The 11,746-nt window shown below is 41.0% G+C and carries 12 protein-coding genes and 1 pseudogene; 7 read left to right on the top strand and 6 right to left on the bottom strand.

All coding sequences use genetic code 11. From position 1 onward, the window contains the following. Window positions 1-527: pseudogene (locus tag H6G79_RS19770) on the bottom strand (photosystem II q(b) protein); the annotation flags it as partial. A gap of 390 nt (window positions 528-917) precedes the next feature. Between H6G79_RS19770 and H6G79_RS19765 the strand changes: the two are divergent. From H6G79_RS19765 to H6G79_RS19755, 3 genes are all read left to right on the top strand, one after another. After that, window positions 918-1,556, top strand: coding sequence for a Uma2 family endonuclease (locus H6G79_RS19765; protein ID WP_190592272.1), 639 nt, complete (start codon window positions 918-920; stop codon window positions 1,554-1,556). 275 nt (window positions 1,557-1,831) lie between these two features. Beyond that, a complete protein-coding gene (locus H6G79_RS19760; protein ID WP_190592271.1) occupies window positions 1,832-2,389 on the top strand; it encodes a hypothetical protein in 558 nt (185 codons plus the stop codon). 139 nt (window positions 2,390-2,528) lie between these two features. Beyond that, window positions 2,529-3,464 carry a 1-acyl-sn-glycerol-3-phosphate acyltransferase gene (locus H6G79_RS19755; protein WP_190592270.1) on the top strand — a complete coding sequence of 312 codons (936 nt, stop codon included), beginning with the start codon at window positions 2,529-2,531 and terminating at the stop codon, window positions 3,462-3,464. A 289-nt stretch (window positions 3,465-3,753) separates the two neighbouring features. Here H6G79_RS19755 and H6G79_RS19750 read toward each other — a convergent pair whose 3' ends face one another. After that, complete coding sequence (locus H6G79_RS19750) at window positions 3,754-4,050, bottom strand: hypothetical protein (protein WP_190592269.1); 297 nt, start codon at window positions 4,048-4,050, stop codon at window positions 3,754-3,756. A 46-nt stretch (window positions 4,051-4,096) separates the two neighbouring features. Beyond that, window positions 4,097-5,599 carry a hypothetical protein gene (locus tag H6G79_RS19745; RefSeq protein ID WP_190592268.1) on the bottom strand — a complete coding sequence of 501 codons (1,503 nt, stop codon included), beginning with the start codon at window positions 5,597-5,599 and terminating at the stop codon, window positions 4,097-4,099. 106 nt (window positions 5,600-5,705) lie between these two features. Here H6G79_RS19745 and H6G79_RS19740 point away from each other — a divergent pair, with 106 nt between their 5' ends. Beyond that, the gene (locus H6G79_RS19740; RefSeq protein ID WP_190592267.1) at window positions 5,706-8,969 is read left to right on the top strand and encodes an alpha-mannosidase; all 3,264 of its coding nucleotides are present in this window, start codon (window positions 5,706-5,708) and stop codon (window positions 8,967-8,969) included. A gap of 113 nt (window positions 8,970-9,082) precedes the next feature. On the opposite strand, the gene psbN is transcribed toward H6G79_RS19740, so the two are convergent. Continuing rightward, the gene (psbN, locus tag H6G79_RS19735; protein WP_083468730.1) at window positions 9,083-9,214 is read right to left on the bottom strand and encodes a photosystem II reaction center protein PsbN; all 132 of its coding nucleotides are present in this window, start codon (window positions 9,212-9,214) and stop codon (window positions 9,083-9,085) included. 85 nt (window positions 9,215-9,299) lie between these two features. On the opposite strand from psbN, the gene psbH reads away from it, so the two are divergent. The 3 genes from psbH to pth all read left to right on the top strand — a co-directional run bounded on the left by psbH (window position 9,300) and on the right by pth (window position 10,777). After that, window positions 9,300-9,503 carry a photosystem II reaction center phosphoprotein PsbH gene (psbH, locus tag H6G79_RS19730; protein ID WP_190592266.1) on the top strand — a complete coding sequence of 68 codons (204 nt, stop codon included), beginning with the start codon at window positions 9,300-9,302 and terminating at the stop codon, window positions 9,501-9,503. A gap of 190 nt (window positions 9,504-9,693) precedes the next feature. After that, entirely contained in the window at window positions 9,694-9,951 is a 258-nt protein-coding gene (locus H6G79_RS19725) for a TatA/E family twin arginine-targeting protein translocase (RefSeq protein WP_190592265.1), read from the top strand. A gap of 187 nt (window positions 9,952-10,138) precedes the next feature. Continuing rightward, complete coding sequence (gene pth, locus H6G79_RS19720; RefSeq protein WP_190592264.1) at window positions 10,139-10,777, top strand: aminoacyl-tRNA hydrolase; 639 nt, start codon at window positions 10,139-10,141, stop codon at window positions 10,775-10,777. Window positions 10,778-10,991: 214 nt separating this feature from the next. On the opposite strand, the gene rpsU is transcribed toward pth, so the two are convergent. Together rpsU and H6G79_RS19710 are read right to left on the bottom strand one after the other, a co-directional pair. Then, complete coding sequence (rpsU, locus tag H6G79_RS19715; RefSeq protein WP_008226419.1) at window positions 10,992-11,171, bottom strand: 30S ribosomal protein S21; 180 nt, start codon at window positions 11,169-11,171, stop codon at window positions 10,992-10,994. A gap of 228 nt (window positions 11,172-11,399) precedes the next feature. Further along, complete coding sequence (locus H6G79_RS19710; RefSeq protein WP_190592263.1) at window positions 11,400-11,744, bottom strand: hypothetical protein; 345 nt, start codon at window positions 11,742-11,744, stop codon at window positions 11,400-11,402. Window positions 11,745-11,746: the final 2 nt, after the last annotated feature.

Below are 11,746 nucleotides of genomic sequence, written 5' to 3'. Positions count from 1 at the left end.
ATACCCAAGGGCATACCGTCTGAGAAGGAACCTTGTCCGATTGGGTATACCAAGAATACTGCGGTTGCTGCTGCTACTGGCGCTGAGAATGCTAGGCAGATCCAAGGACGCATACCCAAGCGGTAGGATAGTTCCCACTCACGACCGAGGTAGCAGAATACGCCGATCAGGAAGTGGAATATTACCAATTGGTAAGGGCCACCGTTGTACAGCCATTCGTCTAAGGATGCTGCTTCCCAAATTGGGTAGAAGTGTAGACCAATTGCGTTGGAGGAAGGTACTACTGCGCCGGAGATGATGTTGTTTCCGTACAGTAAGGAACCTGCAACAGGCTCACGAATACCGTCGATGTCTACGGGGGGTGCTGCGATGAAGGCGATTACGAAGCAGGTGGTTGCAGCCAGCAAGGTTGGGATCATTAGTACGCCGAACCAGCCTACATATAGGCGGTTGTTGGTGCTGGTGATCCAGTTGCAGAACTGCTCCCATACGTTGGCGCTTTTGCGCTGTTGTAAGGTTGCTGTCATGTCTTTATGATTGCTTTTTTTATGTATGTTTCAGGTGTTTTTACCTGTGATGGTTTTTATCTTAGAGACTTTGTAAAGGTTTGTAAAGGTGTATAACAAAAAGCTTACTTAACACTTCTATAAGTGCAGCTTATATATGATGAGGAGTACAGGGGTAAGGCTTGATTCCATCCCTATTCAGTATTGATGACAAGAAATTCTTATAGGGGTGTACTGATTCAAAATCCTTACACCGTTCGGTTGACGCTCACGGCGAAGCCCCAAACCCTTTCACCCTTACACCCAATCTCCACAGATAATCTTTGTGCGTAAGTCCTGATTATGATGTGGTTGAAGTGCGATCGCACTCTCATTCCTTATAATAAAAACTAAACCCAAGTCAGAGGCGATATGCTTTTAAAACTGCAACAGATTATCGTCAAACCGGGACACCAAATGTTACTGAAAGATATTAGTTGGCAGCAATTAGAAAATATTTTAGAAGAAATGGGAGATAAACGTGCCGCACGTATCTCTTATAGTAATGGTTGGTTAGAAATTATGGTTCCTCTACCTGAGCATGAAAAAGATAAAGAAATTTTTGGAGAGTTAGTCAGAAATTTACTAGACAAGCTCCAGGTTGATTTTGAACCATTTGGTTCTACAACACTTAAAAATGAGCGAATGCGGCAAGCAGTAGAACCAGATACCTCTTTTTACATTCAAAATCATGCTGCTGTGATTGGTAAAAATAGGATTGACTTAAATATAGACCCACCACCAGATTTAGCAATTGAAGTTGATATCACATCTCGGACTAGATTTAATAACTATGAAATTCTAGGAGTTCCTGAACTTTGGCGATATACAAAACAAGGGTTAGAAATTTTTGTCCTCCAAGATGGTAAATATATTCAATCTCAATCTAGTCCTAACTTTCCTAATATACCGATTATTGAATTAGTTAATGAGTATGTTCAGCAGTGTTTGACGAGTGGCAGAAGTCAAGCTATGCGTAATTTTAGGAAGTGGATTGAAGATAATTTGTAAGATAGATAATTTGGGCAAATGTAATAACAACTTTAGGATTGGTTGGGAAAGGCGATCGCTCTAGGCAAAATATTATAGCCTTTCCTAATCAGGACTTACGCAACTGGCACAGCAGAAGTGGGCATATATTAGACAAAATACTATGCAAGTATGACTTTCTCATATATCACTTAATATTACATCCACTCTTACCTTATATATCCTAAATTTAGCTTAATGATATAAATTTTTACCCAATTGAAGGGAATAATATAATTACTATCGAAGGAGAGATTATGTCTGGTATTTTATCCAACATTCCTATTGTACCTTGGGTACAAAGAACTATGAATAAGATGAATGAAAATCAAGAAGAATCCCGTGATAAATGGAAGGATTATTGGTATGAAAGCTATAAAGAATTAGCACATGAAATTAACGCTAGAATTACTACTTCGGGTATAAAACCTTGTCCAAGCTACGGTACATACGGCTTATGGTACTTAGGGTATATTGTTGATAGTAGCCGGAATTTTCAAAACTGGTCAATCGAAGATATCCTATGCAAGGATATTAGGAATAATAAGAAATTAGGAAGAAAAAAAGTGTTAGGAAAAAATGCTGTTTACGCAGTGTTAGCTTTGAAGATTCTAAATGAGTACCAACAAAACATAAATTATACCCAGTTATTGATTGATAAAAATTTATGGGAGGAGGTTAAAAAACGCTATTTACAATATTATTTGACGAAGGATAGAGATAGAACAGCCAGAGATAAAACAGCCACGAAAGACCAAGGAGAAGTTAAAATCGCAATGGAACTGTTCAAAGCCAAATTAATTGTTATTCCATAAATGTAGGATTTACGCAAAATTATGCAAAAATGAACCGCAAAGGACACAAAGGACACAAAGTTATAAGAGTTTGAGAGGGTTCTTGCGTAAGTCCTAAAATAATGTATGTATATGATGAGTACATGAACTCAGCGAGGGTGTGATTAATAATTCCGCCAACCATCAACAAGATAGTTTGCCATCTTTAGATGCTGCTAGTATTAAGCGAGTAAACGAAGGAGTGACAGCAGCAAGCGATCGCGCGGTGCGTTATACAATCGAACAAGCACTAAATCGCCTAGAAGCCATTAACCAAGGACAGACAGAACATCAAATTAATGGTAGTGTACGCAGGTTTGTTTTGCGATCGCTCATTCATACTTTATTCCGCGTCCGGGTAGAAAATCTCGAAAACTTACCCCAGACACCAGCCATTCTTGCAGCTAACCATCTCCATCACATCGATCCCTTGTTATTATTGGCAGAACTCCCCAGTCAACCTTATTACTATATTTTGGGTGATGCTCGCACTCTGTATAACAAGTGTTGGAAACGCTTCATTTTGAATTTTGCTGGCGGTGTCATTCCTTTGGCGCGGTTGTGGAAAGAAGAAGTGGCTGTCATAGAAGCAGCCAAAGCAGGAAGACAAGATTTAGCCGAACTCGCCGCCGCCATTGCCCAAAATGTGCCTACTGGCAGCGATATACAGACTTTACGCCAAATAGACCGCATTGTACTGGGAATTTTAGCCCACGGGGACGGAATGATTTTGTTTCCTGAAGGACGACTGGGAAGCACTGAGGGTAAATTACATCATCCTTTGAAGCGAGGAACGGTGATATATGCTTTACGTGCTGGTGTACCAATAGTTCCCGTGGCATTAATTGGTACTAATGACTTATATCTTCGCAAACAGTTAACTATTCGCTTTGGTGAACCGTTACATTTTTCTCCCCATACGAAAGCCACTCGCCAGGAAGTCGAAACAGCTTTAGCAGCTTTGGAAAAAGCTATGACAGCTTTGTTACTAACTAACTATCAAGAACCAGCAGGAATCAAACTTTTACGTTACTTGCTTAACCATATTTTGTGGTAAATAGCTATTCAGGACTTACGCACAAAAATTTTCTGCGGAGACTGGGTGTAAGGGTTAAAGGGTGTGGGGTGTAAGAGTTTTGGACACATACACCCCTATACACATAAACCCTTACACCCTTCCCAAAACCCTTGGTTTTTCGTCTCACTGCGTAAGTCCTAGCTAAGTAAACACGCAAAATTAATTACAGTCATTGCGAGCGAAGCGAAGCAATCCCAGCCCTTGCGATTGCTTCATTTCGCTTCGCTCCATTCGCAATGACTTTGTGTAATTAATTATGTTTAACTACTTATTTTTCTAAAAAGTTGGTGATTTTAAAATTTGATGTTCCTTCCCAGCAATGATTTAAACAAGCATTTACCTGGGCATCTGCTGTATCAGTAGATTCTTGAGAAGCATTTAACTGCACGGCTGTCACAATATACTCAAAAATAATTACAAATTGTTTTTGCGTTGAAATTCTCTCAACCACAATAGTTTCGCCCACTTTGGGAATTTGCGGCAAATTCACGACAAAGGTTTCAATTTTTGGTTTTTCTAGGGGATTTTTGAAATTAAAGTATTTACAGTAAACAAGAACTTTCACGATAGTTAAGGGTTATTGGTGACGTTTTATCCTGCTTGCTGATTGGTTATTTACCTCGCCAGATGCTTTGTAATAAATTAACACCTTTTACTAATATTTCTTCTAACCACAGCATAGTGCGATCGAGCCATTTTAAAATTTTCTCTAGTAAGTGCTGCTCATACTCTATGGAATTAGCTTTAACTTCTATCCAGTCTGGCTGAATTTCGACTTGATGATTGTGGTTTTGATTGGGGATTATTTCTCCTGCATCACTTTCATTTGTGGGGATATTAGCCAGTTTTTCTGATACTTTTTTATTAGTGTGGTCAAGTTTTGTTTTTGTAATTGACAAGCTAGAATTCAGGGGCGGCGTGTTGCTTTTATCATGCACTAATTCTGAATTACCAAATAAATCGCCCCACTTTAGCCAAGGTTCTGCGGCTGTGTTTTGATTGGTTAACTTACGTTTTCTAGACCGAATTTGATATTTTTTTCCAGGTAAGGATTGTCTATTGGATTTAGCAGAATTCAGTTTTTTCTCTTTACCAACACCAAAAAAATAATTGATTGCAGCTTCAATTAAAGCTTGAAAATTCAGTGTTTGTGTTTCCAAGCTATCAGATGAGACGGTAACATTTCCTGGTGCAGCAAACTCATCTTGACCATAAAGAAATATATGGAATTTTTGCCGAGTAACTTGGATAATTTCTTGGCTATTTTGCTGCACTGGTAATACAGTATTTTTTTCTAACTTAGCTATGACTTGATCCAGAACATCGATGATTCTGCCAGTATTTATTAGTTCAGGCGATATGCCTGCTGTCAATGCAGGAATTTTACTGGGAGTTTCGCCAGTGAGCTTGGCTAAAATCCGATGAATTTCTGGTAATAACTCTGTCTGTTGTTCAGGCAATGCTAATTGTTGATTATGCCAGTAACGCGCAACTTCACTAATAATTTTGTCTAAGATTTTTGTTTGTTGTTGCGGTGTTAAAATATCGAGAATTTCATTATTTGTGGTCACTAACACTAATTTACGCTGTTCTAGTGTTGTGGCAATTCCTTGGACTTTGGGTAAATAACGCTGAAGCACATCTTTTTGTTGAGATGGGGTGAGATGGCTAGAGGAATTGTCTGAAATCGTTAAGGATTGGGTCAGCGCAAGGTTATTTGTTTTACTATGTGAAAACAGTTTTCGCCACCAAGCGCCTATGATGTGAAAACTTGGTGATGTTTTGACAGATGTTTCCTCAGATGGAAGCTTTTGGACTGCTTCTAAGACAACCTGAATAGGCGTATCCGCAGTTGGGGGAGTTTCGTGGCGATCGCGATCATTTGGTGCTAACTTGAGCCTAGATTGTGGTTCTCTGCTATGCAGCGTTTTCACCTTTGACTCGGCTGACTGTAACACTAGATACAACGGGTAAAGTAATGCTTCTACACCCCACTTAGTTGCTACTTGCACTTGTCGAAAGGTTTGTTCCCATCGTTGTGTCAACCGCCGAGATTGCTGGTGGACAAAGTTAAAGAGTCTGCTTTGATAACGCCCAGAAGAACCAGATGACATGGTAATAATTTATGAGTTCAAGTTTTGTTTAGTTGTGAGACTCCCACGCAAAAATAGATAACGACCAACAGTAAATCGTTGTAAGTGCCATCATCTTAGCGAAAATATGACCCCTCCTGTATCTCAATCACAGACAAATTTAATCTCAAAGACTATTGAGCAATTACGCTCTTTTTGTCAAGTTAATCTTCAGTCTACTTGGCGATACCAAGAATGTGACTGGAGTATTACGGATGTTGTTACATCTAATTTGTCTGATTGGCAACCTGTAGAGTTAAATGCTAAAGGACATATTGCTTGGAAAGGCGGGAAACAAGTTTTATGGCTGGTGCAGAAACTCGTGGTTCCCCAAGATTTACAGGGTTATCCTTTAGCGGGGTTATCTTTGCGCTTGGCTTTGGTATGGTGGGCTGATGCGGCGGAAGTTTATGTTAATGGAGAATTAGTCCAATCTGGAGATTTGTTTGATTTTTACCCCAGAGTCTTGCTGAGTCAAAGTGTGTCTGCTGGGGATGAGTTTATTGTAGCTTTGCGCTTGGTCAGTCCGGGACATGATCAAGGGGCTTTGATGCGATCGCACCTAATCTACGAGTCTACAGATTATCATGATCCTGACCCCGGTTTTGTCGCTGATGAGTTGGCGGTGACGCAGTTGTATTTGGAAAAATTTGCGCCGGAAAAGTTGGATAGGTTGGCGGCGGAGATAGAAAAAACGAACCGCATTAGACGCGAAGCGGCTTCCCGAAGGGTAGGCGCAGAGGACGCGGAGAGAGAGAGGGAAGAGTGGGACAAGTATCTTTTATCTTTACGCCAAAAGTTATTTCAATCTAAAATCCGTCTTGAAAAGTTAGGCGGGACGGAAACCGACACCGCCACGCCAGTTGCTTCAAGCCGGGAAACCCGTCCAACGCACTGGCTCAACTTTTCGCAAAATCTAAAATCTAAAATTTTCTTACTCGGTCACGCTCATTTAGATTTAGCATGGCTATGGCCTGTAAGTGAAACTTGGAACGCTACCCAAAATACTTTTGAGTCGGTTCTGAAATTACAAAAAGATTTTCCTGAATTAATCTTCTGTCATTCCACACCCGCCCTTTATGCTTGGGTGGAAGAACATCGACCAGATTTATTTATAGCTATTCAAGAAGCTGTGGCGGCGGGGAAGTGGGAAATTATTGGCGCGACTTGGGTGGAACCCGAATTAAATTTGATTAGTGGTGAATCGATAGTCCGTCAGTTATTGTATGGTCAGCGATATTTTCAAGAGAAATTTGGAAAGATTTCGCCGATAGTTTGGGTTCCTGATAGCTTTGGTTTTTGTGCAACTTTACCGCAGTTTTTTGCTAATGCAGGTGTGGAATATTTTGTCACCCAAAAATTGCGGTGGAATGATACTACTAAATTTGATTATGGCGCTTTTTGGTGGCGATCGCCTGACGGTAGTCAAGTATTTAGTTTGATGTCTGCACCTATCGGCGAAGGTATTGACCCGGTTAAAATGGCAGCCTATACCTTGGAATGGCAAGACCAAACCAATTTGACAGAATCACTTTGGCTTCCTGGTGTGGGCGACCACGGCGGCGGCCCTACCCGTGATATGTTGGAAATTGCCCGACGTTGGCAACATTCGCCTGTATTTCCAGAATTAGAATTTACAACCGCCGAAAAGTATTTACAAGAAATTAGCCAAGCAGACTTCCCCACCTGGGATGACGAACTTTATCTAGAATTTCATCGCGGCTGTTATACTACTCACGCTGATCAAAAGCGGTGGAATCGTCAAAGTGAAAATTTACTTTATCAAGCTGAACTGTTTGCGACTTTAGCAACTATTACCTGTGGCGCGACATATCCCAAAGCAGAGATAGAAACCGCTTGGAAGCAAGTTTTATTTAACCAGTTTCACGATATTTTACCTGGTTCTTCCATTACCCAAGTTTATACAGATGCTTTGCCAGAGTGGCAGCAAGTTGAACAAGTCGGGACAAGAATATTAGCAGAGTCGATGCAGGCGATCGCATCTCACTTTACCCTACCAGAACCACCAGAACCAAATAGTCTACCAATATTTGTATTTAATTCCCTCAACTGGCAACGTTCTGAAGTGGTTGCTGTCAATTTACCCCCAACTCACCCAGAATGGCAAATATATGATGTCGCTGGAAATCAACTGATCTCGCAATTTACCCCACCATCAACATTATTATTTTTAGCAGCTGATATCCCACCCGTCGGTTATCGTCTATTTTGGCTAGTTCCCACATCCCAAATTCCTAGCAACTCAGCATCTCTTATCCCTGAGTTTGTCCTCGAAAATCAATTTTTGCGGGTATTTATTGACCCAGACACAGGTGATTTATCCAGTGTTTTTGATAAAATTCATCAACGCGAAGTCTTAAGCGGTGCAGGAAATCAATTACAAGCCTTTAAAGATAGCGGTCAATATTGGGATGCTTGGAATATCGACCCCAATTATGCAGAACATCCCTTACCAGCCACCAGTCTCAAATCGATTCAAATATTAGAACAAGGGCCAATACAACACCGCTTGCGCGTAGTGCGTCAATTAGGCGAATCAGAATTTTGTCAAGATTACATTTTACAAGCAGGTTCACCCATCTTAAAAATTGCCACTACAGTTAATTGGCATGAAAATCAAGTCTTCGTTAAAGCTGCATTTCCCTTAAATGTCGAAGCAGACTTCGCCACCTATGAAATACCTTGTGGTGTGATTCGTCGCCCCACTAAACCCCAAACCCCCGCAGAAAAAGCCAAATGGGAAGTCCCCGCCTTGCGTTGGGCTGATTTAACCGGAGAATCAGAACTCGGTATTTACGGTGTTAGTTTGCTCAATGATTGTAAATATGGCTACGATGCCCAAGCAAATCAAATACGCATATCATTATTACGCAGCCCCAACTGGCCAGACCCAGAAGCCGATAGAGGCTTTCACCAATTCACCTACGCCTTGTATCCCCACGCAGGTACTTGGGAATCAGCCCAGACAGTACAACGCGGCTACGAACTCAACATTCCCTTACAAGTAATACTTAACCCACTCCCAACTCCCAACTCCCAACTCCCCACTCCCGACCGAATCAGTTTCTTAAATCTAACTTCTCAAAATTTAATCTTAATGGCCTTAAAACCAACAGAAGACAATCCCCAGGAGTTGATTTTGCGATGTTACGAATCCCAAGGAGAAATAGCTGAGTTGTATTTACAGAGTGATTTAGGGCTAAGTTTGGGAGAGACAGTGGATTTATTAGAACGCTCCCAAGATATCACTGAATTTTATGGCAATCAGCAGTTCTTTATAATACAGCCTTGGAAAATTACCACTGTCAAACTGATACAACAGCCAGAGTAACTTTTTAGATGGCAGAAGCAGGTAGCTAGACAGCCTTCTGCCCCCGGTTGGTGAGCGTAGCCGAACCACTGCCTTCTGCCTCTGGTTGGTGAGCGTAGCCGAACCACCGCCTTCTAATCTTCGTGATCATCAAAGGGATCTGCTAACTCCTTGCTTGGAGGGCCAAACGAGGTATAAATTCCATACGCAGTAACGGCTACAAGTATCGCGCCTACAGAAATGCTAAGAACTATTGCGGGTTCCATAAAATATAGATTGATTATGAGTGCTATTCTTATAGAATATTACAGAAGATTAAAAAAAGCTTTGGCAACTAATCTTAGGTGAACTATGGCACAACGGACTAGGTTGGGAGATATCCTGAGACCTTTAAATTCTGAGTATGGTAAAGTGGCTCCCGGCTGGGGAACTACCCCCGTAATGGCTATATTTATGGGGCTGTTTTTCGTGTTTTTGCTGATAATTCTGCAACTTTACAATAGATCCATCGCAATTCAGGATGTGTTAGTTGATTGGCGCAGCTTAGGCGGCTAGTTTAACAGCGCAATCAAGCTTGCGTATTCAACGAACTTACACCCGGCTCGTCCGGGTTTTTTTGTAAGTTATAGACTTGAAAGGTGAGTCTAAAACAAGTCACCATAGTAATTGATGGGGAAAGTTTTGATTTTAACTTCCCACTCTCCTAATTTTGTGTGTCTGTATACTTATAGGTAGGAGCGATCGCGTGAATATATTTGGTATCGGTCTGCCAGAAATGGCTTTAATTATGATAGTGGCACTGTTAATCTTTGGCCCCAAAAAACTCCCAGAAATCGGCCGCAGTGTCGGGAAAGCAATTCGCGGTTTCCAAGATGCTTCTAATGAATTTCAAAACGAATTTAAACGCGAAGCCGAACAAATCGAACAAGCTGTGAAAACCACTGCTGAAATCGAACCCAAGCAAATAGAACCCTCTCAACCACAGCATGATACTGCTAATTAGAGTGCTGAGTGCTGAGTGCTGAGTAAAAAACTAGTACAGTCTGCGGAAATAAAACACGCATGATAAATTGCTGAAAATCTGACTATAAGGGTTTTTCATTTCAGACTTCAGACTTCAGACTTCAGCTTTTTTGTACTAATCCCTAATCCCTTAACATAGTTCTGCGAATCGATTGATTGTAAGTGAAATGACAGAAGCTGTAACACCACCAGCTTTGGTAATTCCCCAACTAATTGTGGGGTTGGGGAATCCAGAGCCTAAATATGAACAAACACGCCATAATATTGGCTTTGCTGCTGTTGATGCGCTTGCTCGTGCTTGGCAAATTTCCTTGGCGGAAAATCGCAAGTTTCAAGGGGAGTATGGCGAAGGTATAGCATTTGCTGGAAGTAAAATCCGCTTGCTGAAGCCATTAACTTACATGAATCGCTCAGGACAATCAATCCAAGCTGTTACAAGTTGGTATAAATTACCAGCAGAGTCTGTATTAATCATTTATGATGATATGGATTTACCCCTCGGAAAAACCCGCTTGCGTCTTTCTGGTTCTGCGGGTGGGCATAATGGAATGAAGAGTGCGATCGCTCATCTTAGCACCCAAAACTTTCCACGTTTACGTATTGGTATCGGCAAACCAAAAGATGCAGATAATAGCGATAACTCTGAAACAGTCTCTCACGTACTCGGAAAATTTTCTGCTACCGAAACTAAATTGATGTCTGCTGTACTTCAATTTGTCGTCGAGTGCGTAGAAATGAGCCTAAAACAAGGGGTCGAAAAAGCCATGAATCGTTGTAACAGTTATAACGTGGCTAATAATGAATAGTCATTGGTCATTTGTCATTTGTCATTTGTCATTCGTTCCCTTCCTTGTCCCCCTTGTCTCCCTTGTCCCCTCACACCCTCATACAAAGCAATATACCCAAGCCCTAGTCAGGCATGGGTAAATCTTGCTAAATCTCATCTGAGTACTCTGGCAAAGTGCTGTTGCTAACTGAGATTGATTTCTTGAAGCAAAGCCAGTACCAAACCATCCATATTTATTTAAAACGGCGCTTGCGTCTTGCTGCTACAGCTTTACGTTTGCGCTTTTCTAATGGTGTTTCAAAGTGCCGATGATATTTTACGTCGGCAAGTATACCAGCCTTGGATACTTGACGCTTAAATCGACGTAATGCTGAATCTATTCCTTCGTTTTCGCCTAGAACCACTTGGGTCATTCTGTTTCCTCGTTATGGATAATTCCCATTGTAATAGTAGCCTCCGACTTAGCCAAACACCGCCAACTTGCGTTCAAACATACTAGTTTTGGCAAGCGTACTGCGTGCAGTAGGAGACATACTATTTATAATCACAAATTAGTATTATATGACTTAGTAACAAAAGTTAGTGATTGATGTATAGTCCAAATAGAGGTTTTGTAGCGCAAATGTCATTATTAATACTGCTTAAAAGTTAATTCTGCCCTGATTTAATAATTTATATCCGGTGGCTAATGCCGTAAACGCCACACAAAAACTCCATAAACTAGTCGGTCTTAAAATAACTCCACCACTTAAAAACACTAGCACGATTCCCAGCCCCAGTAATATCCAACCAAAATTACCAGTTTGTCTAGGAAAGAAAACTAGCGAAAATATGCCAGCCATAATTGCTAGAACTGAACCAGTAGCAGGCGCACTTCGATAGAAAAATGAATAGTATCCGCTAACAAATATGATGTTTTGACCGAAAAAATATAACCCTACAAATAATAAAATCAAGCCTATTAGTTTGATGAAAAGCCTACCCATAA

This window comes from Anabaena sp. FACHB-83, from assembly GCF_014697485.1.
In the GTDB taxonomy this organism is placed as follows: domain Bacteria; phylum Cyanobacteriota; class Cyanobacteriia; order Cyanobacteriales; family Nostocaceae; genus Nostoc_B.
This window is presented reverse-complemented; position numbering and strand designations above follow the sequence as displayed.